The organism is Parafrankia colletiae (assembly GCF_001854655.1).
Classification (GTDB): domain Bacteria; phylum Actinomycetota; class Actinomycetes; order Frankiales; family Frankiaceae; genus Parafrankia; species Parafrankia colletiae.
Window position 1 is genome coordinate 119,235 of the sequence record NZ_MBLM01000109.1, and the last position, 25,031, is coordinate 144,265.

The following is a 25,031-nucleotide window of genomic DNA, read 5'->3' on the forward strand; positions in this document are numbered from 1 at the left end:
AAGTGCGGAGATCCGGCGCCTTCCCGTGCACCTGAGCTGACCAGCGCGTCGGGCTCAGTTCCAGGCGAGAGCGACCACGGGGTCGGCGAGGACCGCCCCGACGTCGGCGAGGACCRCCGAGCCCAGCTCGCCGTCCACCACCCGGTGGTCGAACGAGAGCGCGAGCTGGGCCACCGTGCGCACCGCGAGCTCGCCGTCGTGCACCCAGGGGGCCGGCTTGATCGCGCCGAGTGCCAGGATCGCCGCCTCGCCCGGGTTGATCACCGGTGCGCCGGTGTCGACGCCGAAGACCCCGACATTGGTGATGGTGATAGTGCCGCCGGAGAGGTCCGCCGGGCGCAGCCGGTCCGCCCGCGCGGCCTCGGTCAGCCCCTGCAGCGCGCGGGCGAGCCCGACCAGGTCGAGCGCCCCCGCCGCGGGGATGTTCGGGACGACCAGGCCCCGCGGCCCCGCCACCGCGATCCCGAGGTTCACCTGCTCCTTCACGCGGATCTCGGCATCGTCACCGGACGTGTCTCCGACCCAGGACGCGTTGATCATCGGGTGCCGCCGGACGGCGGTCAACAGCGCCTTCGCCACCAGCAGCAGCGGAGTCACCCGCACGCCGGCGAAGTCCGGCAGGGCCGCGATCCGCTCCTTCGCCGCCATCGTCTCGGTGACGTCGACACTGAGGAACTCGGTGGCGTGCGGCGCCGTGAACATGCTCGCGACCATCGCCCGCGCCATCGTGCGTCGAACCCCCGTGACCGGCACCCGCCAGCTCCGGGACGCCTCGTCGAAACGGGCGTCCTCCGGGACGGCGCCCGGCACCTGCCGGGCGGCCGCAGGGGGGACGGAGTGCACAGGGGGGGCTGAGCGCGAAGGGGAGATGGCGGGCGCCGACGGTGCCGCCGGGACGTCCCGGGCCGGCGGGAGCGGGGCGGTGGCAGGCGCGGGGCTGGCGGCGGCCTCGACGTCCGCCCGACTGATCGTGCCCGCCGGGCCGGTGCCGGCCAGGCTGGTCAGGTCCACCCCCAGGTCACGCGCGAGCTTGCGCACCGGTGGCTTCGCCGCCACCCGGCCCGGGCGAGGCACCGTGCCGGTCGACTCGGTCGCGGTCGACGTGGTCGGCGGGCCGCCCTGGACGCGGCGCCGGCGCCGCTGCCCGGTCTCGCCGCTGCGCGGCCCGTACCCGACGAGCATCGGCGTGCGGCCGGCCGCCATCGACGGCCGGTCGGCCAGATCAGCCCGCTCGGCGTCGGTTCCCCCGGCAGTGCCCCCGGAGGCGCCGTCGGGGACGCCTTCGGTGACTCCGTCCATGGTCTCTCCGGCGCGCGACGCCGGCAGCGAGGCAGCTCCGTTGCGGGGTTCCCCGGCTGGCGGGGGCGGTGCGGCGGTGCCGCCCGGCGGTTCGTCGCCGACTGCGTCGATGGTGAGCAGCGGGGCGCCGACCGCGAGCTCGGCACCGGGCTCGCCGTGCCGCTCGACGAGCACCCCGGCGAACGGCGACGGGATCTCCACGACGGCCTTCGCCGTCTCGACCTCCACCAGCGGCTGGTTCACGGTCACGGCCTCGCCGACGTCCACCAGCCAGCGGACGATCTCCGCCTCGGTCAGGCCCTCGCCCAGATCGGGTAGACGGAACTGTCGATGGGACACCGCAGTCTCCTCAGTAGCCGAACGATCGGTCGACGGCATCGAGGATCCGGTCGACGTCGGGGAGGTAGTGGTCCTCCAGCCGGGCGGGAGGGTAGGGCGTGTCGAAGCCGGTCACCCGGAGCACCGGTGCTTCCAGGTGGTAAAAGGCCTGCTCGGTGACGCGGGCGGCGATCTCCGACGACAGAGACACGTTCGACGGCGCCTCGTGGACCGCCACGAGCCGCCCGGTGCGGCGGGTCGACTCGATCACCGGGTCGAGGTCGAGCGGCGACAGTGAGCGCAGGTCGATCACCTCCAGCGATCGGCCGTCCTCCGCGGCGGCGACCTCCGCGGCGTCCAGGCAGGTGCGGACCATCGGGCCGTAGGCGACCACGGTGGCGTCCTCGCCCGGCCGGACCACCCGCGCGCTGTGCAGGCCGGTACGCAGATCGGCCGGGAGGTCGGCAAGCGGGGTCGTGTCGACCTCGCCCTTCTCCCAGTAGCGGCGCTTGGGCTCCAGGAAGATCACCGGATCGTCCGAGGCCACCGCCTGCTGGATCATCAGGTGTGCGTCGGCCGGATTGGAGCAGGTGACGACCCGCAGCCCGGCGGTGTGACAGAAGTAGGCCTCGGGCGACTCGCTGTGGTGCTCGACCGCGCCGATGCCGCCGCCGTAGGGAATCCGGATCGTCACCGGCAGCCGGACCCGGCCGGCCGAGCGGTAGTGCATCTTCGCGAGCTGGCTGACGATCTGGTCGAACGCCGGGTAGACGAACCCGTCGAACTGGATCTCGCAGACCGGCCGGAAGCCACGCATGGCAAGTCCGATGGCGGTGCCGACGATGGCTGACTCGGCGAGCGGCGTGTCGATCACCCGCTCCTCGCCGAACAGCTCCTGCAGCCCGTCGGTGATGCGGAAGACACCGCCGAGCTTGCCGACGTCCTCACCCATGATCACAGTTTTCGGGTCGGCCTGCATGGCGGCGAGCAGCCCGGTGTTCAGCGCCTTGGCGAGGGTCAGTGTCCGGCGGGCGCTGCCCTCCCCCGCGGTGCCACTGCCGTCGACCACGGCTGCCGCCGCCCGGCGCCCCGGGGCCGCGCCGTTGCCGGCCGCCGTGCCGCCGCCCGTCCCCTCCCGGCCCAGGGAGGCGGCAGTGCCGGCTGGTCGGGGGCCCGCGTCCACAGCCGTGTCCACAGCGGCCTGCCTGGCGGTGTTCGCCGGCGCGCCCGCGGCTGGCCCCGTCGCCATCTCACTGGTCGTCACAGCAACGCTCCCCGGAGATCCGTGTACGCGGCGCGCTCGGTGGCGACCAGACTGTTCTCGGTCACCTGCACATGATCGAAGACGGAGTCCTCGGGCGGGTCGGGGAGCGCGAGGCAGCGGGCCCGCAGGTCCGCCGCGACGGCGTCCGCCTCGGCGGCGATGCTCGACTCCAGCTCGTCGGTCAGGACGTCCCGCGCCCGCAGGTACGTCCGCAGCCGGTCGAGCGGATCACGGCGGCGCCAGGTGGAAAGCTCGTCCGCCGGGCGGTAACGGGACGGGTCGTCGGCGGTCGTGTGCGGATTGATCCGATAGGTGAGCGCCTCCACCAGCACCGGCCCCGCCCCGGCGCGGGCCTGCTGCAGCGCCCACCGGGTCACCGCCAGCGTGGCGAGGACGTCGTTGCCGTCGACCCGCACGCTCGGGAAACCGAACCCGCGGGCGCGCTGGTAGACCGGGACCCGACTCTGCCGCCGGTACGGCTCCGAGATCGCCCACTGGTTGTTCTGGCAGAAGAAGACCAGCGGCGCGGAGAACACACTCGCCCAGCCGAAGGCCTCGCTCACATCCCCCTCACTGGACGCCCCGTCGCCGAAGTAGGAGATGACCGCGCCCTCGCCGTGGTCGCGGGTGACCCCCATGGCGTAGCCGGTGGCATGCAGGGTCTGCGAGCCGACGACGATCGCGTAGAGGGCGAAACCGTGCTCCTGAGGATCCCACCCGCCGAGCGAGGATCCCCGGAACAGCCCGAACACATTCAGCGGGTCGACCCCCCGGCACCAGGCGACACCGTGCTCCCGGTACGACGGGAACGCCATGTCGTCGGGGCCGAGGGCCCGGCCCGAACCGATCTGCGCGGCCTCCTGGCCACGCAGGCTCGCCCACAGAGACAGCTCGCCCTGGCGTTGCAGGGCGGTGCCCTCGTCGTCGAGGCGGCGGACGATCGTCATGTCCCGCAACAGGCCGACGAGCTCGTCGTCGGTCACATCGGCCACATGGGCCTGGTACTCAGCCTCGGGACCGGATGCGGATGCCGCGGTCGTCCGCCGGCCGTCCGGGGTGAGCAGCTGCACCAGCTCCGTCACACCGGCAAACATAGCCCTCGTTCCCGCGGAGGCAACCCGGCGAGACGATGTCGGCGCAGCCGGACGGTCGCAGCGAGTGACTGGCGGTCCCCTCGGTACGGTGACCCGCGTGAGTGACCACGCGCGCGACGCTGCCAGCAGCCCCGGCCCCTCCGCCCCGCCCGCCCCGCCGGCCCCGTTCGAGGCACCCACCCGGCCGCCGGTCGGAGCGGTGCTCGGCAAGGTGGGCATCTGGAGCGGCCAGTTCGACTTCTCACCGGCCGGGACGGTCCGCGAGGCCGTCGCCGAACTGGACGAGCTCGGCTATTCCACTCTGTGGACCGGTGAGGTCAAGGGTCGCGAGGTCCTGGTGACCGCCGGGCTCATGCTCGGCGTGACGTCGCGGATGACCATCGCCACCGGCATCGCGCAGATCCTCGCCCGCAACCCGCTGACGATGGCCGCCGGTCAGCTCGCGCTGGCCGAGGCCAACCCCGGGCGTTTCCTGCTCGGCCTCGGCGTCTCGCACGCGGAGCTGATGCACATCCGTGGCGCCGTCTACTCCCGGCCCCTTGCCCAGATGCGGGCCTACCTCGACGAGATGGACCGGATGGCCACGGAGCAGTACCGGGCCGTGCCGCCGGCGGGCACCCAGCCGCGGGTGCTGGCCGCCCTCGGGCCGAAGATGCTCGGCCTCGCCCGGGACCGCGCCGACGGCGCGCACACCTACTTCGTGCCGCCGGAGCACACCGCGCACGCCCGCGAGCTGCTCGGCGCCGGCAAGCTGCTGGTGCCGGAGCAGGCGTTCGTCCTGCACACCGACCCGGCGGAGGCCCGCGAGCTGGCCCGCCGGCACACCGGGTCGTACCTGCGCCTGCCGAACTACACGAACAACCTGCGCCGCTACGGCTTCACCGACGACGACCTGGCCGGCGCCGGGTCGGACCGCCTGGTCGACACCATCGTCCCGTGGGGGGACGTCGACGTCCTGCTCGGCCGGATCAAGGAACATCTGGACGCCGGGGCCGACCAGGTCGCCGTACAGGTCCTCGACTTCGACCGCCGCGGGCTGCCGCGCCGCCAGTGGCGTGAGCTGGCCCCGGCGCTGCTGTCGCTGTAGGCCGTCGCTGGCAGCGGGTTGACCGGCGCGGTGCGCCGGGCGCCGGCGCTTGCCGCTTGTCGTGCTGAGGGCGGATCCGGCCATTCTTTGCTCGCCGTGCCAGGCACAGGTGATGTTTTACCCGTTCTTCCGGAAGATCGCGATGTGGAGATCGGGAAGATGGGCCGGCATGGAGGGAGCAGGCCAGGCGGGCGGCATCGAGGTAGTGTGACTTTCGGTCATCGGAATTTCGTGGGCGGGGGTCGAACAAATGGCCGGTGGGCGCAGAGCGGGCCGGCCCGGGTCGATCTCCGGGAGTGATCCCGCCCGCCGCCCGCGGGTACGCGGTGGTTTCCGGGAAAGCTGGGGAGCTCCGCTGTTGGCCGGGTCGCTTCTCGCTGTCGTCAGCTGTGTCACCTTGGCGACATTGGGCCTGATGGGCGGCGGTGGCGACGACGAAGCGGCCGCTGCGGGCCGGGGGCAGGCCCGGGCCGCCGCCGGCGGGGGGCCGATCACGCGGCCGTCCGCGCCGCAATCACCCGCACAAAGCGAGCAAACTGTGGCTGGAAACGGCCCACGTCGACCGACCGGAAATCCAGTGCGTATTGCGTTCGGTGGCGACGTGCATTTCGAGGGTTCGGCGGGTCAGCGGCTGGCGTCCGATCCCGGTACCGCGATCGGACCGATGGCACAGAACCTCACCGCTGCCGATCTCGCTGTTGTCAATCTGGAGACAGCGGTGACGACCGGTGGCACACCGGCCGCCAAGACCTTTGTCTTCCGGGCACCCCCCACGGCGTTCAACGCCCTGCGCGCAGCCGGGATCGACGTGGTCAACATGGCCAACAACCACGGCATGGACTACGGCCTCGACGGCCTCACCGACTCACTGGGCAGCGCCGAGGCGGCGACCTTCCCCACCGTCGGCATCGGCGCTGACGACACGGAGGCCTACGCCCCGTACGTGACCAGCGTCAACGGCCAGCGCATCGCGGTCTTCGGCGCGACCCAGGTCCTCGACGACGAACTCGCCGCGGCCTGGACGTCCGGCCCGGGCAAACCGGGTCTGGCCTCGGCAAAGGACGTCGAGCGGCTGGCCTCGGCCATCCGTGCGGTCCGGCCGACCGTGGACACGGTGATCGTCTACCTGCACTGGGGCATCGAGCGGGAGACCTGCCCGAGCGAGGCGCAGGCCAGCCTGGTGGCACCGCTCGTCGCAGCCGGCGCCGACGCCCTCGTCGGCGGGCACGCCCACGTCCTGCAGGGCGCGGGCTGGAACACCGAAGGCGTGTACGTCGCCTACGGGCTGGGGAACTTCGTCTTCTACGCCTCGGGCTCCGGGCCCAACACCGAGACCGGGGTCCTGGAGCTGACGTTCCAGGGCCGGGCCGTGACCGCGGCCAACTGGGTGCCCGGTCGCATCGTCGACGGCGCRCCGCGCCCGCTGACCGGCGCCGCCGCCACCGAGGCGCTGAACCGGTGGAACGGCCTGCGCGGCTGCACCGGCCTCGCCGCCACCGCGCCCCGGTGAGCTCCGCCGCGGTTCACTGACACCCGCCTGGCGCCCGTCGGTGCCGGGCCGGGCCGGGCACCAGGGTGCGTACGGGTGTGATCCGACGGCCCCACCCATTCAGGTAATTGTCCGGGCGCGGTCGGACCAGGTGCATCTGTTGTGTTGTACCTTGGCCCGCAGGAAGCCAGAAACATCCGCCGGTGCGTGCTGTCCGTAACTTCTTCACACGGTACCCCCGGCAATCCCTTTCGTCCTGCTGCCCGTCCGTTCTGTTTGCTGTGCCCTGCCGAGGTCCGGCGCCGGTCCTAATCGAGAAGAATTTCGCTGAAAGCATCGGACGCCGGCCGCCGGATCCGGGACAAGCATCCCCCTGTCGATCCGGGAGTGTCGTGTCGCGAACCGCGCCGAAAAGGCATCGCCACCGTGGGCCGGCGGCCCGGCCCCGCCGCCGAAGAATTCTCGCCTTCCTCGTGCTCGTCACCGGGAGCGGTTTTCTCGCCCTGAGCGGGCCCAGCCCGGCCTGGGCCGCCGACACCACCCAGTACGCCGCCGACCCGAGCCGAGGCAACGGCGTCGCCGTCCCCTTCGAGGGCCTCGTCGACCGGGACGGCAATCCGGTGTCGATCTCCGGAGCCATCGGCGTCGACCTGGTCCTCGGCTCGACGCAGGAGCCCTACCTGCCCTGCCAGAACTTCAACCAGGCAACGGGCGCCGGCGACACCTACCTCAACGCCTGCCAGGAGCGCGGTAGCTACGCGACCTACACGCGTTTCGCGGCCGGGCGCAGCCTGCTCTTCCCACACGGCTACTTCATGGGCGACAGCCAGCCCGACCTCGTCCGCGGGGGGACCCTGAACACGGGCTGGGGCAGCCGTACCGCGGGTCTTTCCTTCGAGTTCTACCCGCAGGTCGACCGAGACAAGGAGTTCGTTCACTCCCGTTTCTACATCGATGCCTTCGGTCATCGGGCAAACGGCTGGACGTACTCTGCCTGGGTTGGTCGCATCACCCTGGCCACGCTGAACGATCCGGGTACGGCGCGTATCGGCGGGCGCATCACGGATGGTGGCAGCACGCCGGCCCGGGACCGGGTCAGGTTCCTCATCTTCGGCGGTGACGCGCGATCATCGAGCGACTATCCGATCTCGTCGTTCGCGGTGTTCACCAGCACCGGTGAACCGACCTGGGACAGCGGTGCGATGTACGCGGGTCCGCAACGCATCGCGGTGACCGACACCGCGAACGGCCGGCAGTGCGTCATCGACCTGAAGGGCATCAGCGGACGCGACAACGTTCTGGACCTCGATCTTTCCCGGCCCGATTTCGGGCGGGCCGGCAGCGTCTGTCGCTGAGCCGGGTGAGCCCTCCCGGCACCTGACAGCCGCGCCGGGCGCTACCGCCGGCCATCCGCCGACGACCCACCACCGCACCGGCCCGGGCGGCCGGAGTCGCCGGACCTCCACCGGCCGCTCCGGCTGCCCGTTCCCGCGCCGCCGGTGGCTACGCGCCGCCGGCGGCGCACGTCGCGCAGGTGCCGTAGATCTCGACCGTGTGGACGACGTCGGTGAAGCCCTCCGCGTTCGCCACGGCCGACGTCCAGGCCTCGATCTCGGGCCCGGCGATCTCCACCGTGTGGCCGCAACGTCGGCACACCAGGTGGTGATGGTGCGTTCCGGTCGTGCAGCGGCGGTACACCGTCTCTCCGTCGTCACGCCGCAGGACGTCGACCTCTCCGCGGTCGGCAAGCATCTGCAGGTGCCGGTAGACCGTGGTCAGGCCGACCGACTGGCCCTCCTGGCGTAGGCGGGCGTGCAGATCCTGGGCGCTGGTGAAGGCATTGGTCGCCGCCAGCGCGGACGACACCGCATCCCCCTGCCGAGTGTTGCGGACCGTGGTGCCGCGGCCGGGCGCTGTGCGCCTGCCTGACCCGCGCGGGGGGGTGCCGGCATCGGTCAGGGGTCGGTCCGGGCCCGCCAGCAGTCCGTCCGTGTTGTCCGTGTCGTTCGTGGCGCCCGCCTGGTCGCCTTCCACCTTCGCCACGACATCCACTCTCTCATCTCCCTCGCCCGGTTGGAGTGTGCGCGAACTGCTCACTTGGGATCAGGCGTGTGGTGTTGACAACGGTTTTCATTTCATGCGACCGTGCGTGACGTAGTCGGTGCCACATGTCGCCGTTTCCCGCGCATCAGCAGGAGGATCCCGATGTCCCTGACAGTCACGCCCGAGCTCGTCACGGCCGCGAACGCGGGCCGGATGACGGATGAGGAGTTCGTCGCCTGCATCCGTACCTCGCTGCCGTACGCCTACCACCTGGTCGAGGGGTTGGTCGCGGAGCTGCCCCCGGGGGGCTCGGGTGACCTGGCGGGCGCGGGTCTCCCGGCGGGCACGCGGCCCGCGCCGGCCGTCACGTTCGTCGACAACCAGGTCCCCCCGCCGGACGAGGCGGCCCGCGGCCAGCTCCTCCGGGCAATGGCCAGCACCTCCATCCGCACCGCCCTGGAGCGGCACTTCGGGGTGGCACTGGCGTTCCAGAACTGCCACCGGGTTGCCGTCTTCCCACCGGCCGCGGTTGGCAGTGAGCAGTACCGGGCCTTCGTGTCGTCGCGGGCGCAGGTTCTCAACCAGCAGCCGGAGTTCCTGGACTGCTAGGAAACGCCTGTGCTCCACCGGTCGGCCCCGTCGGGGAGCGTGGCGGCCGTCCCTGGCCCGTGCCCGGGCGGGCCTCGGGGCGGGCGGGTCTCCGTCTCCCTCGCCCGTGCCGCCCGCCGCCGTCCGGGTCCGGCCCATCCAGGTGACCTGTCCGAACCCGGATGCGCTGCACGCGGGACGCGTGAGGGCCCGTGCCGTACCCTCCCGTACCCTTTGCGTTCAGCCTTGGTGACGAGCGGTGCGGAGGTGGCGGGTGGCGGGGCGTCCGGCCTGGTTGCGGGCGGGGTTCTGGCGGGTCGCCGAGCCGCCCCTGTCTCCGGCGGTGACCGGGGTGGCGGCCCTCGGCGCGGTCGTCCTGGTGGTCGGGTGCGTGCTGACCAGCGGATCGGACCCGGACGGCAGCGCGGCCGCGTCAGCCCCGGTAGGCGCGGACGCGGCCACCGTCCAGCTGACCACCTGGTACACCTCCACCCAGGGGGTGCGGGCGAGTATCGCCACGAGTATCCAGGCCGTCCGGGCCGCTCTTGATGCCCAGGACGGGTCGTCGCTGCAGCCCCAGTGTGTTCAGCTGGCAGGCGGGACGAAGGCCGCCGCCCGGCTGCAGCCTGGTCCGGATGCGCAGGCCCAGCAGATGCTCGCCGGCGGTGTCGAGCACTATGCGGCAGCGGCCGCCAGCTGCCTCCAGCTTTTCGACGGAACCCAGATCCCGGTGCCGGAGTTGCAGACGCGGGTCCGGACGGCGCTGGCGGACGGCGACCGCCAGTGGCAGGCTCTGGCCACCCGCGCGGGGCTGCCGGTGGCCGTCCCCCTGCGCTCCGGGGAACCCTCCACCACCGGCCCCGCTCCCAGCACTGCCCCGGGCGCGGTCTCGGACGCGGCCTCGGATCCCGCGCAGGACGATGCCCAGGGACAGGGCTCGGGCGGAAGCTCCTGACGCGTGCCGGGGGCGGACCACGGTGTCGCACCACCCGCCCGGGTCGGGCCGCGTCAGCACGTCAGTGCGTCAGTGCGTCAGCCGGAGCATCGGGTGAGGACGCGCAGCGTTCCCGTGAGCTCGAAGTCGTGTGTCTCGGCGGGGCACCAGCCGGCCTCTCGTGCCTCGCCCAGCGCACGTGCGGTGYCCCGGCGGTCGTACGCGAGGACGAACAACAGCACCCTGCCGCCCGGCCCCGGCGCCCGCAGATCGAGGGCCTGCCCGACCCCCCCATCGCCGATCGCGGTCAGGAAGACCGTGGCGGAGACCGGGATCCGCGGCCTCCTCGTTCCTGCCGCACCGCGGGCGATGGCTGACCGGGCACCGGAGGACACAGCACCGTCCTGGCTGAGCCGCGTCCCGTAGAGCCAGCCCGCGCGGGCCAGACGACCGCCCACCAGCACCAGGTCGCCCGGCCGGTACAGGTCTCGGGTGGTGGCGGTGGCGTCCACCATCAGGTCGATCGGGCGGCGGTCGGTGCGCTCCTCCCACAGCGGCCGGAGCCCTGTCGCTGCTGCCACCGGGACGGCTGCCGTGAGCAGGAGAACGGGGACGAGAACGAGGACCACCGGGTCGGCCATGCCCCGCACCCGCACCCATGCCGGCCCGGGGCGCCGTGGGTCTGGGTCCTCGGCCGGGCGGCCGGCGCCCTGAGACCCGGCGGTGTGGGCAGGAGCAGTGCGGGCAGGAGCAGTGCGGGCGAGAGCCGAGCGGGCGAGTGTGGAGGCGCCGACCGCCGACACGACGGTGAGCAACGGAACGAGGAAGGTGTTCGGTCGGACCGCCCCGAACGGCCAGTAACGCCAGGCACTCGCGGTGAGGATCATGAGCTCCGCGCCGGCGGACGCGACGAGAAGCACCCGCCCGTCCCGGCGCCGCCCGAGCGTGACCGCCCCGGCGACGAAGCTGATCGTGACCGCGACGCCGAGGGCGACGACCAGGGCCTCGGACGAGTCGGTCAGCGGGTGGACGAGGTTCGGGTCGTAGCGGTCGATGCCCGGTGGGGCGCCCGCCGCCGTCGCCGCGAGTTGGTCGAGCAGGAACCGCGCGGCATCCAGCGCTCCCCGCCCGGCGAGGAAGTGGTCGTTCCAGAAGGTGCTGGCTCGCTGGCCCGACTGGTGCGTCACGAACAGCAGCGCGTGCAGGCCGGCGACGACGACGGCCGGTGCCGAGCAGGCCGCCGCCCGAACAGCCTCCCTGAGCGCCCGGCGTCCGGGTTGCCGGCGGTGCGCCCACAGCGGCCGGGCCGCGTCGTGGACGAACAGCGGGACGATCAGGAACAGCGCCGGCAGTGAGACGACCGCGAGGACTCCGGCGGCGATCCGGCGCGCGACCAGCCCTCGCGTGGACGGCGGGTCGCTCATCCACACCATCACCACGGCGACCGCGCAGGCGGCGTCCAGGGTGTAGGGCTTGACCTGGGAGGCCAGGTCGACGACGGTGCCGGCCAGCGTGACGGTGAGGACAGCGCCGGCCGCCGCCACCCGCCCGGTCAGTCGGCTGGCCAGCAGCCAGGTGGCGGCAGCGAGGGCGAGGAGCGGCACGGCGGAGGGTAGCCGCAGCGACCAGGCATGCCACCCGAACACCTCGCCGCACAGCCGGAGCAGCGCGATCGACCCGAGGGCGGACGGCGTGTTGGCGACCGAGAGCTCCGACCAGAAGGTCGCCACCGGCTCCCCGGCGAAGTGCGGCCGCCACAGCTCGTCGTACCAGAGCGGCTGCCGGAAACACTGCCAGAACACCACCTGGACCGCGACGGCCAGCGCGGCGGCGCCAAGCGCCGCCGCCACGGTGCCGGAAGGGCGGCGGCCGGCCGGCCGGGGCCGGCCGGGGCGCCCGGTGCCCGTCGTTGTTTCACGTGTGCCCAAACGCCCGGCCGCTGCGCCTACTCCGGCCGCCTTCGTGTCTTCGTCGGCATCTGCCGGCGCGACCAGAGCGCGTGATTCGTCCACCAACTGTCCACAGGTTCTATCCACAGGGCGTGGTCCTTGTGGACACCGCCGCGATCGGTCGCCGCCGGACAACTCCGGCCCAAGGCGCTCAGATGTGAGCGTAGGCGCCGAGGAAACGCCCGATGCGACCGATGGCGTCCGTCAGGTCGTCGACGCACGGAAGTGTCACGATCCGCACGTGATCTGGGTTCGGCCAGTTGAAGCCAGTGCCCTGGACCAGGAGGATCTTCTCTTTCCGTAGCAGATCGAGAACGAAGCGCTCGTCATCGTCGATCGGGTACAGGGCGGGATCGATACGGGGAAACGCGTACAACGCGCCGCGCGGAGGCACGCAGGAGACCCCGGGGATGTCGTTGAGGAGCTTCACCACCGTGTCGCGCTGCTCGCGCAGCCGCCCGCCGGGCAGCACGAGATCGCCGGCACCGCCGCCCTCGGCGAGTGCGGCCTGCAGCGCGAACTGGCCGGGCACGTTCGCGCACAGCCGCATGTTCGCCAGGATGTTCAGACCCTCGATGTAGCTGGAGGCATGCTGGCGGGGGCCGGACAGCACCATCCACCCGGAGCGGAAGCCGGCCAGCCGGTACGCCTTGGACAGGCCGTTGAAGGTCACGCAGAACAGGTCCGGGGCGAGGGTGGCGGTGGAATGGTGCTCCGCGTCGTCGTACAGGATCCGGTCGTAGATCTCGTCCGAGAACAGCATCAGGTTGTGCCGGCGGGCGATCTCGATCAGATCCTCGAGCACGGGACGGTCGTACACCGCCCCGGTGGGGTTGTTCGGGTTAATGATCACAATGGCGCGGGTGCGGGGCGTGATCTTGCTGGTGAGGTCGTCGAGGTCCGGGTTCCACCCGGCGGACTCGTCGCACAGGTAGTGGACGGGGCGCCCGCCGGACAGACAGACCACCGCCGTCCACAGCGGGTAGTCGGGCGCCGGGAGCAGCACCTCGTCGCCGTTGTTCAGCAGCGCCTGCAACGACATGGTGATCAGCTCGGACACGCCGTTGCCGAGGTACACGTCGTCGGGGCCGATACCGGCCAGGCCCTTGCCGGCCGAGTAGCGTACGACGGCCTCGCGTGCTGGGAGCAGGCCCTTGGAGTCGCTGTAGCCCTGTGCCGACGCCAGGTTGTCGACGACGGACGCGAGGACCGACGGCGGCGCGGAGAAACCGAACGGGGCGGGGTTGCCGATGTTCAGCTTCAGGATGCGCTGGCCTGCGGCCTCCAGCCGGGTCGCTTCGTCGAGGATGGGACCCCGGACGTCGTAGCAGACGTCAGCGAGCTTGTCGGACTGGGCGAACTCCATGTCACCAGGGTAGATGCGCTGTCGAACGTTTTTGGTCCGACGGTGTGCCACGCGCGTTGGCTCACCCCTGGTGGGTGGCAGCCACCACCGAGACGGAGCGGGCCCGCGTACCGCCGGGCCCGAACCGCCCGACGAGCGGGGCCAGGACGAGGGAGCTGACCAGCGCCGCGGCGACGGTCAGCACGATCGCGCCGCCGGCGGCGACGTCCCACTGCTCGCTGACGGCGAGGCCGGCGACGCCACAGATGATCGCCACCGCGACCGAGACCGCCGTCATCGTGGGAACGCGCGAGCACCAGACGCGGGCAGTGGCCGCGGGCCCGACGATCAGGGCCACCGCCATGATCGTGCCGACCGCGGGCAGCGAGGTCACCACGGCCGCCTCGACGAGCAGCAGCAGCACGAGGCCGAGCCGCCTGGAGGGGTAGCCGGCGGCGGTCAGCGCGGTCGGGTCGAAGGCGGCGAGCAGGAGCTCCTTGCGCAGTGCGACGAGCACGACGAGCACGACGAGGGCCGTGACGGCGCTGACCACGAGGTCGGTCGGCTGGACGGTCAGGATCGAGCCGACGAGGAAGGCACTGAGATCGCGGTTGGACCCGTCCTGAGCCGACATGAGGGCCACGCCCAGGGCGAAGCCGCCGGAGAGCATGACACCGGTGACGGTGCTGACGTCCCGGCCGCCCCCGGAACCTCCGCGCCCGGCTCCGGCACCGCCCACGCCGCCGGAGTTTCCGGCCGCCCCCGACACTCCGCTGATCGTGGTGACGGCGGCGACGGCCAGGACGCCGAACAGCCCGGCGCCCAGCACCAGGTTCACCCCGAGCAGCGAGGCGATCACCACGCCGGGGAAGGTGGCATGGGTCATCGCCATGGCGAGGAAACTGAGTCGGYGCAGCACGACATGCACACCGACGGCGCCGCAGAGCGCTCCGATGATCACGATCTCGGCCAGCGCCCGCCGGGTGTAGCTGTCACCCAGCGAGTCCATCAGCGCCATCAGACGGCCTCCCGCGACAGTTCCCGAGGCCCGTCGACGGCCCGGGGCGGCCCGGTGCCCCCGGAACCCCCGGTGYCCCCGGAACCCCCGGAGCCGGCCCGGGTGCGTCCCCGCGCCGCCCAGGACCGCAGCGCGCTGCCGGCGAGCGCGAGACCGTAGATCGAGACCAGCACGAGGACGACCGTGGCCCCGGCGGCCAGCCGCACGTCATGGTGCACGGACGCGTCGTAGCTGACGACCAGCCCGAGCCAGCCGCTGAGTGGCCCGAGCAGGACCGCGACGACCAGCACCCCCGCCAGCCGGTCGGTGAGCAGGCGGGCGGCCGCCGCGGGGATCACCACCAGGGCGATGACCAGCACCGTCCCGACCGCACGGACGGCGGCCACGACGACCATCGCGATCACCAGGTTGAGTACGAGATCGAGCAGCCACACCGGGTAGCCGGCCGCGTGCGCCCCCTGCGGGTCGAAGGCCCGCAGCAGCAGTTCCTTGCGGGCGAGCACCAGCACCGTGCCGGCGACGGCGGCTGTCACCGCGGTCACGGTGATGTCGGTGGTGTTGACGGTGAGCAGGCGACCGAACAGGAAGCCGGTCAGGTCGGCGGTGTAGGACTCCCGCCGTGACACGAGGACGACGCCGACCGCGAAGCAGCCGGTGAGCAGCATCGCCATGGCCGCGTCCTCGCTGATCCGCCGGGTCGAGGCCAGCGCGGTGAAGCCGGCTGCGGCGAGGCCCGCCACCAGCAGCGCTCCGGGGACGATTCCGCCAGTGCCGCCGATCATGAAGCCGGCGACGACTCCCGGGAAGACAGCGTGGGTCAGCGCGTCGGTGAGGAAGGCCAGCCGGCGAAGCATCACCAGGACACCGACCGCGGCACTGAGCGCACCGAGGATCACGATCTCGATCAGCGCCCGGGTCATGAACGGCCGCTCGAACGGCGTGATGAGCAGGTCGGTGACGGTCACGGCCGGGTCAGGATGACGCTCTGCCCGCCGATCTCGACCGCGGCACCCCCGTAGGCGGCCCGCAGCGGCTCGGGCGCGAGGGCGTGGGCGGCCGGGCCGAAGGCGATCTGGCGGCCGTTGAGCACGCACACCTGGTCGCTGATGACCTGGGCCAGTGCCAGGTCGTGGGTGGAGACGACGGTCGCCGTGCCGCTCTCGGCGACGGTGGCGAGCGCGGCGAGCAGCGCGTCCTGGGAGACGACGTCCACGCCGTTGAAGGGCTCGTCCAACAGCAGGAGCCGGGGCTCGGCCGCGATCGCGCGGGCGAGCAGGACGCGTTGGCGCTGCCCGCCGGAGAGGGTGCCGAAGCGGTCCCGGGCGCGTTCGGCCAGGCCGACGGCCTCCAGCGCGGCCAGTGCCGCGGCCCGGTCGGCCCGCCCCGGGCGACGGCACCAACCGATGCGGCGGTAGCGGCCCATGAGGACGACCTGGCCGACCGAGATCGGGAAGTCTCGGTCGAGGGCGTCGGCCTGGGGGACGTAGGCGACATCGCGGCGGGCCGCGGCGGGTGCCCGGTCGAGCACCGTGATCGACCCGACCGCCACCGGGACCAGGCCGAGGACGGCCTTGATCAGGCTCGACTTGCCTGCCCCGTTCGGCCCGATGAGGGCCAGGGTGCCACCGGCGGGCAGCGCGCCGTGCACCCCGCGGAGCACCGTGGTGCGGCCGTAGGCGATGGCGGCGTTGTCGAACGAGACCGCGATGCCGGGCGAGGCCTCCTCCCCGGCGGCATACCCGGACGGCGCGGGAGCTACCTCGACCGCCGGTGCCGCGGCAGTCTGGTCAGGGAGCGCGATGGCCGGCGCCGGCGACCCGCCTGCGGCGCCCGGCGCGGTCAGGCAGGAGGCCGGCGTGGGGGCGGTCACGGTCGACACCGGTTCATAGCTCTTCTCCTCACCGGAGGGCGCCGACGATGGTATCCGTGTTGTGGCGCTCCGCCGTGAGGTAGGTGGCACCGGCCGACCCGGCCGGCCCGAGGGTGTCGGCATAAAGCGCCTCCTCGCCGGCCACCACGCGCACGCCCGCCTCGCTGCCGATCGTCTGTGCGGTTCGTGGCGGAAGGGACGACTCGGAGAACACCGCCACCGTGCCGGACGACCGGATCTTCTCGACGATGTCGTCGATGGCGCGCCCCGAAAGCTCGGCCGCGGTGTCGAAACTGGGGATGATCGAACCGACGAACTCGAGGCCGTACCGCTCCACGTAGTAGCCGAACGAGTCGTGGTTGGTGACGAGCTTGCGGCGGTCGCTCGGAATCGTGTTGATCTGCTGCTCGGTGTAGCGGTCGAGCTCGTCCAGCTCGGCGGAGTAGCTGTCGAGGTTGGCCTGGTACTCGGCCGCGCTCTCCGGATCGACCGTGGCGAGCCCGATCTGGATGTTGGTGGCCATGACCTTGGCGTTGCGCGGGTCGTGCCAGATATGCGGGTCGCCGTCCTCATCGCCGTGCTCGTCGGACTCGTCGTGCTCCGCGCCGTCGTCCTCGTGGTGCCGGATCGTCACCCTGTCGGCCATGACKATCTCGGTGCCGTGGAATCCGCTGGCCGAGATCGCGTCGTCCAGCCAGCTCTCCAGCCCGACGCCGTTCTCGATCAGCAGATCCGCCTCCGCGAGCGCCTCCAGATCGGCGGGGGAGGGCTCGTAGTCGTGCGGGTCGACCCCCGGCCGGAGGATCTGGGTGACCTGGACACCGTCGCCCCCCACGGCACGGGCGAAATCCGCCGCGTAGGTCGTCGTCGCGACGACCCGCGGGGCGGCACCGTCACCCCCGGCCCCCTCGCCCGCATCCGAGCCACCGCAGCCGGCCAGGACCGCGGCGAGGGCCGCGACCGTGACCACCAGGACCGGACGTGCCCCGGGGGTGGGCACGCGGTGACGTCGAGGCAGGCCGGGCTGAGGCAGGCCGGGGCGAGGCAGGCCGGATCGGGACAGGACGGGAAGCATGGGAAAATGAAAACGGTTGTCGATGCGGATGTCAAACGCCGGTACGTCGCCGTCACCCGGCCGGGAAGCTGACCTCCACCCGGCGGTTCAGCGCGCGCCCGGCCGGGTCGTCCGGCCCGTCGGGCCGGGTGTTCGGCGCCACCGGGTCGGCGCCGCCGCGGCCCGTCGCCGAGACCCGCGTCCCGTCCGGGACGGCGGGGCGGAGCAGGCCCGCCACGGCGTCGGCGCGGCGCTGGGAGAGGATCACGTTGTAGGCCGGCGTGCCGAGGCTGTCCGTATGCCCCAGCACAGTGACCGTCCCGGCTGCGGGCGGCACCTGCCGGGCGAGTCGGGCGATCTCCGCCCGGGCGGTGTCGGTCAGGTCGTCGGAGTCGAAGTCGAACAGGACGTCCGCGCTGATCGTGACGGTCAGCCTGCCCCCACGGCGCTCCTCCGAACGCAGTGGCCGCACGGCGTCGCTCAGGTCGATGGGCAGCGTCGATCCGGCGGTGTCCAGTCTGCGCACCGATCCGGCGATCTGCGGGTCGGGAACGGCTTCCGGTGCTTCCGGCGCCCCGGAGGGGAAGCCAGGCGCGGGCGCGACCGCCGCCGGCGGCGTGGAGCGGGCCGGAACGGGGACCGCACCGAGCGCGGGCGCATCCCCGACGCCGAGGAGCAGGTACCCGAGGACGCAGCCGGCGGCGCACACGAGGGCCGGAAGGGCCACGCGGGAAGCACCGGGCCCAGGTACGCAGCCGCCGTCAGCGGGTGATCGGCGCATCGTCGACGATCAGCCGGTCGTTGAGGTAGACGTCCACGGAGGTCACGTCCGGGGGCGGTGCGGCGAACATGTAGGAGGCGGACACGGCGACGTTGTTGCGGGTCCGGAGGGTTCCGGCGGCGGCGCCGAGGGCTGCCCCACCGGAATCCTGCACCACGCTGTAGCGGAGCAGGTTCGTGGTGTCGACGAGGGTGACCGCCGCGTCGCGCCGGCCGGCCATCTCGTAGAGCGAGATCTCCGCGCCGGGATCGCGGGCGTAGCGGGGCGTGAACAGCAGATCGAGCTGGACGAGCCGGCCGTCTGCCCGCAGGCCCACGAAACCCACGTCGACATCGCCACCGGCGCCCTGGATCCGCGTGGTGCGGCTGGCGCTCGGCGTGCTCGGGCCCGGGGCGGTGGCGGGGCCGCCGGACGCTGTCGTGGCCGGACTGCTGCCGGCCGCGGTGCCACCCGAGGAGGAGGGTGCCGGCGGCTCGCTGTCGCCCGAACCGGAGCAGCCGGCCGCGACAAGGCCGGCGAGCAGCAGAGCGCCCAGTACGGCGGAGGTCCTCCGCGCCGGAACGGCGCACCAGGACGATCGCCCGGACGACCGCTGGGACGGCCAGGGCGGGCGGGACGGCCAGGACAGGCGGGGCTGGCGGGGCGACGGGCGGGGCATGCGACCTCCGGACGGGAGGGTCAGGGGCGTCCGCTGCCGATTATGTTCCTCATCCTGCTGGTCTGGGGGCCGGTCTGGACACCGCACGCGCCCAGCCCGTCACCCGGGGATCGAACGGCGAGAGCGCCGGCCGGGCCTCACCACCCCCGGTACCGGGGCGCGCCGGCCCACGGGTGCTCCCGCCGGCCACGTCGCCGGCCACGTCGCCGGGCCTGCCGCCCGGAGGATCGGCCGGGCGGCGCACCGGGTCTGCACTGCGCCAGCCGGTCGTGCCGGTCGTGCCGGTGGAGTGGTCGATGCCGCCGTGGCAGGTGAGGCAGGGGATGGTGTGGCCTGCGCCGGTGGTCCGGTCGATGTCGAACATGTCCGCTCCCGCGGTCACGCCGCCCGCGCGGTCCGGGCCGGCTAGTCGGTTCGGTTCTCGGCGTCGTCGAGCAGGAGCCGCAGCTCGCGCCCGAGGCAGCGCGGCTCGACGAGCGGCGACCGGAACGCCACCCGCACCTCGCGGGCGCCGTCGATGTCGATCCGCCACATGTCCAGGCCTCGCCGGTCCAGCGATGTCACGGTCGCGCCGATCACCGCGTCCCGGCTGATCTCGGCGGACGCGCCGGTCGCGGTGGCGCCGCCAGCCATCCCGCTGGCGGCGCCGGCGGGTTCGGTCAGGGCGACACCATGCGTGGACAGCAGCCGCATCTGTGCGGCGTGCTCGTCATTGAGGTGCCTGATCAGGTCAGGAGCATAGGCGGCGACCAGGTCGGGCTCGGCGAAGGCGTACGAGTGGAGGTCGACGCGGCGCGCGGGCCCGAGGGCTGACCAGCGCCCGTCGAGGCGGTTGTTGTTCGCGCGGCGCAGGCCCCGCGCCGACCGCCCGGCCCGTGCCACCCGGGACGCGGAGGTCACCGCGCCGCCGCCGCCGCCGGAGCGGGACCGGGCCCCGCGTCCGCCGCCGGCGGACCGCCCACCGATCGTGCCGCGGGCCACCCCCTCGGGCAGGCAGATCAGGACGTCGTCCACCGACATGGTCAGGATGCGCAGGTCGTCGAGGTCCCCGGTCGTCACCGAAATGCTGCGACCCAGGTCGGCGAGGCGCTCGACGAGGTTCTCGGTGGTGTCGGGGACCAGCCGCAGCACGCCGGCCAGGACAAGTCGCTCGCCGTTGTGGCCGCAGATGTCGACCCGGGCACGGCGGCCGGAACCGGCGCAGCTCACAGGTGGGCTGTCCGCTCCGACGATCAGCAACGGCTCGCCRCCGTCGTCGATGAGTCCGGCCCAGCCACGCACGTTCGCGCAGGGCAGGGTGAGCAGCGCGCGCCGGCCGCCGGCGAGGATCGTCCTCGCCTGTTCGGCCAGCACCGGCATCTCGACGTCCGAGACTGGACTCGTCACCGGGCCTCCTCCATCTTCAGGTAAGGCTTACTTAAGTCCGCGGTTCGGAGAAGGTCAAGTGTTTTGCCCGGTTCTGGTTCTCCGTCTCAGATCAACATCGGACGGGAATATCAATGTCCGCGCAACGCGCGGCTGGAAGGGCACCGCGATCGGGTCCGCGAGCGGAGGATTCTAGGCTGTCGTGGTCGGGCAGTCTCTCGCCCCCGAGAAGGAGGTGCCGGTGATCTTCAAGTTGGTTGGTGACGGTCGCCCGTACCCCGACCATGGCCTGGGCCAGCGCGACTGGGCGGCGATCCCGCCGCGCCAGGTACGGCTGGACCAGCTCGTCACGACGAAGCGGGTACTCGCCCTGGACGTCCTGCTGGACGAGGACTCGACCTTCTACGGCGACCTGTTCCCCCACGTGGTCGAGTGGGGCGGGACGCTGTACCTGGAGGACGGCCTGCACCGTGCCGTCCGGGCGGCCCTGGCACAGCGCACGTCCATCCATGCCCGGGTGYACGTGCACGCCGCCGCGAGGCATCCGGACAAGCTCAGCCGCCGCTGATCCGGGCCGGTGACGGCGGACACGCGGCGGGGGTGCCGGCCTGTGGGGGGTCAGTCGTCGGTGATCTCGTAGGACACGTAGGTGTCGGAGCCGACCTTGGCGAAGATGTACCGGGGACAGGACGACCCGGGCCGGTACGCGGCGATCGGCCGGAGCACCGGTGAGCGCATGACCTGATCGAGCCGGCCGCCGGCCAGCTTGCGCGCCTCACCGCCGGTCAGGTCGGGTGTCTCGGTGCGCTCGTACCACCCGCCGCAGTAGTGGATGTCCTGCGGGCGGGACGTCCAGGCCGGGGTGTGGAAGACCCAGAGCAGGTAGGCCGTGCGCATGATCAGGACCAGCAGGGCGATGATGATCAGAGCACGGACAAGGTTCCCGGCCCGACTCGAGGCGAGAACAGGGCTCACAACTCCGGGAGCCTAGGACAGGCACCCCCGTTCTGGGGCAAGACGTGCCTTGCGCCTGTGCGTGTCGTGTCGGCGCCGCGTGGTCCCCGCCGCCGTCAGCAGTCTCTCGACGGCGCTCCGTCACCCCCACCGAGGTGACGGTCCGCGGGCGGGACGACGGCACCGGAGTGGCCGTCCGCACCGCACTCCGCTGACACACCGGGCTCCATGTCGCACCCCGCTGCGCTCGGCGCGTGGGGGGAGGGCGGGACGTCCAGCGCGGGGTTGCCGTCGAAGAACCCGTCGGGGCGCAGCTCGAAGCCGATCCGGGTGACGGGCATGACCGGCCAGTCCTCCGGGCGGACCACGTGGTGTGCACCGAAGCTGTACCAGACCACGATGTCGGTGTCGGTGACCGGCCGGTCCGCGGCGGCGTACTGGGGGAGACCCTCGTTGCCGGCGCTCTGGTTCGGGTAGCGGCCGGCGGCGAAGCGCTCGCGCTCGTCGAACGCCGTCACCCAGAGGTTGCGGGACGCGAAGCGCCCGCGGGCTGCCTGGTGGGATGTCGGGTCCGCCAGCGGCGGCGTGGTGTGCCCCGGGACGAGCCGGTAGCTCACCGGCCGGCCGAGCGGGCCCGCGACCCGCGGGTTGGTGATCCGCCAGAACCGTGCGACGGACGGGTCGACCCGGCGCTGGGCGTCAGCCTCCGACAGCAGGGGCGTCTCCCTGGTGCRCCAGGCGACGCCGGTCGGGTTGTCCGGGCCGACCTGGTCCGGCACCGAGTCGACCTCGACCACCGAGTTGGGGCCGCCGTCGAGCTCCATGTCCAGGCGGACGTTGAAGAAATGCTGGTGGTGGGGGCCGTACAGACCGGGCGCGACGAGCACGCCGTGCTCCGGCGAGGTACCCGGCCGGACCGCGCCGGCAGAGATCACACCGGTCAGTTTCACCTCGAACTCCAGCGAGCCGTCCAGGCTGAGGTACCAGAAGAAGCCATACTCGTAGTTGCCGACGGTGCTGATCATCGAGATCACGAGCCGGCGCATCCGCCGTACCTCGACGTGGCCCGTCCGGGCATCGGTGTGCTTCCAGGCGATGCCGGTGTCCTCCTCGTGGATGCACACCGCGTTCGGGATCGTCACCGGCTCGCCCGCGGAGTCGTTCACGACCGCGTCCAGGTAGGAGATCTCACCGAGGCAGTCGCAGCCGAGCCGCAGCGAGTTCGCGAGCACGCCGACGCCGTACTCGCCCATGTCGAAGACGTTCTTGAACCGGTGGGTCGGCGCCGGGTCTCCGTAGGGGACGAACATCTCCGACACCGAGGCGCGCTGGACGATCAGCCGGCGCCGCCCCCGGTCGGTGTAGGCGATCTGGTGCAGCACCAGGCCCTCGCGGGGGGTGAACCCGACCAGCAGGTCCCACTTCTGCCAGCGCAGGACATGCCCGTCCAGGGTGAAGGACGGCCCCTGCGGCTGGCGGATCTCGATCGGGCGCAGATCCGTCCGCAGCCGGTCGAAGGCGGGCACGTTGTGCGGGTCGGTGGTCATCAGCTGCGGTACGTAGTTGCCGGGACGGGGCGGCAGCGGCACCATCTCGCCGGGCGGCAGGCCGTGGTCGACCACCTCCACCACGGCCATCGCGTCCAGGTCGACGACGACCAGCAGCCCCTCCACCGGGCGGGCGTAGCCGTTCTCCCCAGGCGCCGTGCGCACGAAGGTGAGCGGGCGCGCGATCCGGCGCGCGGTGGGGTCGTCGGCGCTCCCGGTGTAGCCCGCCGACCAGAGGTCGATCGTGGCGAGGGAGAGGTCCGTGACGCCGCGGCGCGCCACCGCGGCCTGCCAGTCGGGGTCGGCCCGGACAGCGTTCTCGCAGGCCAGGTACTCCTCCCAGAGCATCGACGGCTGCACCCCGGGAACGGCGCGCAGCTCCACGAGCGTGCCCGCCGTCAGCGAGACGACGGCCTCGTACGTCCGGCGTGCCCCGCGCTCGTAGAGGACACAGAAGGACTGCCGGTCCGGCGGGGCCAGCGCGTCGGTGCTGTCGCGGGCGGACTCGCGGGCCACCAGCGCGGCTTTTGGTGGTTCGTGAAGCTCAACGGAAACGAAACGAAACCCGGGACCCAGGTCTCCGCCCGCACGCAGGATCGCGGCCGTCCGGCTGATCTCGGCGGCCGAGAGCGGTTCGAGCGGATGCGCCGGCGCCGCCGGGGCGGTCTCCGGGACCGGTGACGTGCTGAGCACCATGGCCACCTCCACCATTCAGGGTCTGGCCCGTCCCGCGGGGAGCGGGAGCACCCCAAAAGTAGAGGCCGCCGGCGACACAACCGTGCCTGTCCGCGCCGTGCGCAGGCCAGGACAGGGTCCGACAGGACCAGGACGGGTCCTAGGACTCCCGCAGGTAGGCCAGGACCGCGAGGACCCGCCGGTGGTCGTTGCCGGAGGACTCCAGCCCGAGCTTGGTGAACACGTTCGAGATGTGCTTCTCCACGGCGCCGCCGCTCACCACGAGCGCCCCCGCGATCGCCGCGTTCGACCGGCCCTCGGCCATCAGGCCCAGCACCTCGCGCTCGCGCGGCGTGAGGGCGGCCATCGGATCGTTGCGGCGGCTGCTGACCAGCAGCTGGGCGACCACCTCGGGATCCATCACCGTCCCGCCGGAGGCGACCCGCCGGACCGCCTCGACGAACTCACGAACGTCGGCGACGCGGTCCTTGAGCAGGTAGCCCACCGCCCCGACACCGTCGGCGAGCAGCTCGCTGGCGTACTGCTTCTCCACGTACTGGCTCAGGACGAGGACCGGTGACCCGGGCACCCTGCCCCGTGCGGTGATCGCCGCGCGCAGCCCCTCGTCACGGTGCGACGGCGGCATCCGGACGTCGACCACCGAGACGTCCGGCCGGTGCTCGACGATCGCGTCGACCAGGCCCGGACCGTCGCCGACCGTGGCCACCACCTCGCAGCCGGACTCGGTCAGCAGCCGGCGCAGGCCCTCCCGCAGCAGTACGGAGTCCTCCGCGATCACGACCCGCACAGTAGGTCCTCCTCGTGCCCGACCGGTGGGGTGAGCGGCGCACCCGGGCGCAGCGTCGCACCGGTGAGCACGGTGACATAGATCCCGCAGTCCGTGTGCCCGTAGTTGCTGGACAGTTCCTTGAGCATGCGGATGTCCCGGACGCCCGTGCCGGGGTTGACCGTGGTCGCCGCGCAGCGCGGGGTGCGTGCCAGCACCTGGACACGGGCCGCGCCGAGGCCGAGCTCCAGACCGGTCCAGCCGAGCTCCGCCCAGGGACGGATCCCGTCCACGTAGACGTTCGCCCGGAACCGCAGCGGGTCGACGGGCTGGCCGATCCGGTCGGCGAGGTCGCGCACGGAGGCGAGGTTGATCACCGAGACGGCGTGCATGAACGCGTCGCCGCCACCGCCCGCGTCGGTGAACCGGTGCGGCGGGCGGGCCGCGACGAGCCGCGGCCGGCCGCCGAGCCTGGGTCCCAGCAGCTTCTGGACGAACTCCTCGAACGCCTGGCGCCCCTGAGCGCTGGCCAGGTCGGCCCGTTCCACCGCCACCCCGGTCACCCCGGTCTCCCCGCCGGTCTCCCGGGCCAGGCCGTAGGCGAGCACCCCGGTCGCGGGGTCGTAGGACGTGTGGACCCGCGCGATCGCCTCGTCCTTCTGGAGCATCACGAAGCGGGTCTTGGGGAGGAACTCCGGCGCGTCCTCGGAATAGGCGGTGTCCGGCCGGGCGAGAGCGAACATCCGGTCGCCGGGCACGCCGTCGCCCGCCGAGAGCGTCACCTCGCCGAGCCCCTCCGGGCTGAAACCCTTCAGCGGGTACCGGTAGAGCTCGACGACGCGGCCGCCGCGGCCACCGTCGGGACGGACGCCGTGGCTGGTCACGGGCACCTGCTTTCTCGGAGCCTCCCTG

The 25,031-nt window shown here is 72.6% G+C and carries 24 protein-coding genes; 6 read left to right on the top strand and 18 right to left on the bottom strand.

All coding sequences use genetic code 11. From position 1 onward, the window contains the following. Positions 1–54: 54 nt before the first annotated feature. Genes CC117_RS13540 through CC117_RS13550 form a run of 3 tightly spaced genes read right to left on the bottom strand, consistent with a single transcriptional unit; the run spans position 55 to position 3,975 of the window. Positions 55–1,638, bottom strand: a complete 1,584-nt coding sequence (locus CC117_RS13540) for a dihydrolipoamide acetyltransferase family protein (protein WP_071084093.1) — start codon at positions 1,636–1,638, stop codon at positions 55–57. Positions 1,639–1,648: 10 nt separating this feature from the next. Further along, on the bottom strand, positions 1,649–2,881 hold the full coding sequence (locus CC117_RS13545) for an alpha-ketoacid dehydrogenase subunit beta (RefSeq protein WP_116287781.1): 1,233 nt from the start codon (positions 2,879–2,881) through the stop codon (positions 1,649–1,651). Further along, positions 2,878–3,975: a thiamine pyrophosphate-dependent enzyme gene (locus tag CC117_RS13550; RefSeq protein ID WP_198541831.1), complete on the bottom strand. Its 1,098-nt coding sequence runs from the start codon at positions 3,973–3,975 to the stop codon at positions 2,878–2,880. Before CC117_RS13550 ends, CC117_RS13545 begins: the two co-directional genes overlap by 4 nt. A 97-nt stretch (positions 3,976–4,072) precedes the next feature. On the opposite strand from CC117_RS13550, the gene CC117_RS13555 reads away from it, so the two are divergent. From CC117_RS13555 to CC117_RS13565, 3 genes are all read left to right on the top strand, one after another. Next, complete coding sequence (locus CC117_RS13555) at positions 4,073–5,062, top strand: LLM class F420-dependent oxidoreductase (protein WP_407673516.1); 990 nt, start codon at positions 4,073–4,075, stop codon at positions 5,060–5,062. A gap of 250 nt (positions 5,063–5,312) precedes the next feature. Then, entirely contained in the window at positions 5,313–6,572 is a 1,260-nt protein-coding gene (locus tag CC117_RS13560; RefSeq protein WP_071084095.1) for a CapA family protein, read from the top strand. Positions 6,573–6,943: 371 nt separating this feature from the next. Beyond that, positions 6,944–7,906: a hypothetical protein gene (locus CC117_RS13565; protein ID WP_071084097.1), complete on the top strand. Its 963-nt coding sequence runs from the start codon at positions 6,944–6,946 to the stop codon at positions 7,904–7,906. A gap of 148 nt (positions 7,907–8,054) precedes the next feature. Here the strand turns inward: CC117_RS13565 and CC117_RS13570 are convergent, their stop codons facing one another. Further along, a complete protein-coding gene (locus tag CC117_RS13570; protein WP_071084191.1) occupies positions 8,055–8,510 on the bottom strand; it encodes a Fur family transcriptional regulator in 456 nt (151 codons plus the stop codon). Positions 8,511–8,756: 246 nt separating this feature from the next. On the opposite strand from CC117_RS13570, the gene CC117_RS13575 reads away from it, so the two are divergent. Both CC117_RS13575 and CC117_RS13580 read left to right on the top strand, forming a co-directional pair. Further along, positions 8,757–9,203 carry an SCO5389 family protein gene (locus tag CC117_RS13575; RefSeq protein WP_071084099.1) on the top strand — a complete coding sequence of 149 codons (447 nt, stop codon included), beginning with the start codon at positions 8,757–8,759 and terminating at the stop codon, positions 9,201–9,203. 253 nt (positions 9,204–9,456) lie between these two features. Beyond that, a complete protein-coding gene (locus CC117_RS13580; RefSeq protein WP_071084101.1) occupies positions 9,457–10,137 on the top strand; it encodes a hypothetical protein in 681 nt (226 codons plus the stop codon). Between the two features lie 77 nt (positions 10,138–10,214). Here CC117_RS13580 and CC117_RS13585 read toward each other — a convergent pair whose 3' ends face one another. From CC117_RS13585 to CC117_RS13630, 10 genes are all read right to left on the bottom strand, one after another. Next, the gene (locus tag CC117_RS13585; protein WP_071084193.1) at positions 10,215–11,966 is read right to left on the bottom strand and encodes a hypothetical protein; all 1,752 of its coding nucleotides are present in this window, start codon (positions 11,964–11,966) and stop codon (positions 10,215–10,217) included. 250 nt (positions 11,967–12,216) lie between these two features. Continuing rightward, positions 12,217–13,431: a pyridoxal phosphate-dependent aminotransferase gene (locus CC117_RS13590; RefSeq protein WP_071084102.1), complete on the bottom strand. Its 1,215-nt coding sequence runs from the start codon at positions 13,429–13,431 to the stop codon at positions 12,217–12,219. A 61-nt stretch (positions 13,432–13,492) separates the two neighbouring features. Then, positions 13,493–14,428 (bottom strand): metal ABC transporter permease, encoded by a 936-nt coding sequence (locus CC117_RS13595; protein WP_071084104.1) that lies wholly within the window; start codon positions 14,426–14,428, stop codon positions 13,493–13,495. After that, complete coding sequence (locus CC117_RS13600) at positions 14,428–15,348, bottom strand: metal ABC transporter permease (RefSeq protein WP_071084194.1); 921 nt, start codon at positions 15,346–15,348, stop codon at positions 14,428–14,430. The genes CC117_RS13595 and CC117_RS13600 overlap by 1 nt, the downstream gene beginning before the upstream one ends. A 41-nt stretch (positions 15,349–15,389) precedes the next feature. Further along, the gene (locus tag CC117_RS13605; protein ID WP_071084105.1) at positions 15,390–16,307 is read right to left on the bottom strand and encodes a metal ABC transporter ATP-binding protein; all 918 of its coding nucleotides are present in this window, start codon (positions 16,305–16,307) and stop codon (positions 15,390–15,392) included. Positions 16,308–16,326: 19 nt separating this feature from the next. Next, on the bottom strand, positions 16,327–17,268 hold the full coding sequence (locus CC117_RS13610; RefSeq protein WP_071084196.1) for a metal ABC transporter substrate-binding protein: 942 nt from the start codon (positions 17,266–17,268) through the stop codon (positions 16,327–16,329). A gap of 157 nt (positions 17,269–17,425) precedes the next feature. Further along, positions 17,426–18,079, bottom strand: a complete 654-nt coding sequence (locus CC117_RS13615) for an OmpA family protein (protein WP_071084107.1) — start codon at positions 18,077–18,079, stop codon at positions 17,426–17,428. Positions 18,080–18,113: 34 nt separating this feature from the next. Further along, a complete protein-coding gene (locus tag CC117_RS13620; RefSeq protein ID WP_241830079.1) occupies positions 18,114–18,791 on the bottom strand; it encodes a hypothetical protein in 678 nt (225 codons plus the stop codon). A gap of 49 nt (positions 18,792–18,840) precedes the next feature. Further along, positions 18,841–19,155, bottom strand: coding sequence for a hypothetical protein (locus CC117_RS13625; protein ID WP_131803063.1), 315 nt, complete (start codon positions 19,153–19,155; stop codon positions 18,841–18,843). A gap of 41 nt (positions 19,156–19,196) precedes the next feature. After that, positions 19,197–20,177 (bottom strand): DUF2470 domain-containing protein, encoded by a 981-nt coding sequence (locus tag CC117_RS13630; RefSeq protein ID WP_071084111.1) that lies wholly within the window; start codon positions 20,175–20,177, stop codon positions 19,197–19,199. 220 nt (positions 20,178–20,397) lie between these two features. Here CC117_RS13630 and CC117_RS13635 point away from each other — a divergent pair, with 220 nt between their 5' ends. After that, on the top strand, positions 20,398–20,724 hold the full coding sequence (locus CC117_RS13635; protein WP_071084199.1) for a type II toxin-antitoxin system VapB family antitoxin: 327 nt from the start codon (positions 20,398–20,400) through the stop codon (positions 20,722–20,724). A gap of 50 nt (positions 20,725–20,774) precedes the next feature. On the opposite strand, the gene CC117_RS13640 is transcribed toward CC117_RS13635, so the two are convergent. The 4 genes from CC117_RS13640 to CC117_RS13655 all read right to left on the bottom strand — a co-directional run bounded on the left by CC117_RS13640 (position 20,775) and on the right by CC117_RS13655 (position 25,003). Beyond that, on the bottom strand, positions 20,775–21,131 hold the full coding sequence (locus CC117_RS13640) for a hypothetical protein (RefSeq protein WP_071084113.1): 357 nt from the start codon (positions 21,129–21,131) through the stop codon (positions 20,775–20,777). A 95-nt stretch (positions 21,132–21,226) separates the two neighbouring features. After that, positions 21,227–23,353, bottom strand: a complete 2,127-nt coding sequence (locus tag CC117_RS13645; RefSeq protein ID WP_071084201.1) for a primary-amine oxidase — start codon at positions 23,351–23,353, stop codon at positions 21,227–21,229. A gap of 139 nt (positions 23,354–23,492) precedes the next feature. Further along, a complete protein-coding gene (locus tag CC117_RS13650) occupies positions 23,493–24,140 on the bottom strand; it encodes a response regulator (protein WP_071084115.1) in 648 nt (215 codons plus the stop codon). Further along, positions 24,128–25,003, bottom strand: a complete 876-nt coding sequence (locus tag CC117_RS13655; protein ID WP_071084117.1) for an MOSC domain-containing protein — start codon at positions 25,001–25,003, stop codon at positions 24,128–24,130. The genes CC117_RS13650 and CC117_RS13655 overlap by 13 nt, the downstream gene beginning before the upstream one ends. Positions 25,004–25,031 lie beyond the last annotated feature (28 nt).

Excerpts from the sequence above, each read along its gene's own strand:
- CC117_RS13590 (WP_071084102.1), bottom strand. The coding sequence starts at position 13,431 with ATGGAGTTCGCCCAGTCCGACAAGCTCGCTGACGTCTGCTACGACGTC.
- CC117_RS13575 (WP_071084099.1), top strand. The coding sequence starts at position 8,757 with ATGTCCCTGACAGTCACGCCCGAGCTCGTCACGGCCGCGAACGCGGGC.
- CC117_RS13550 (WP_198541831.1), bottom strand. The coding sequence starts at position 3,975 with ATGTTTGCCGGTGTGACGGAGCTGGTGCAGCTGCTCACCCCGGACGGC.
- CC117_RS13620 (WP_241830079.1), bottom strand. The coding sequence starts at position 18,791 with ATGCCCCGCCCGTCGCCCCGCCAGCCCCGCCTGTCCTGGCCGTCCCGC.
- CC117_RS13625 (WP_131803063.1), bottom strand. The coding sequence starts at position 19,155 with ATGTTCGACATCGACCGGACCACCGGCGCAGGCCACACCATCCCCTGC.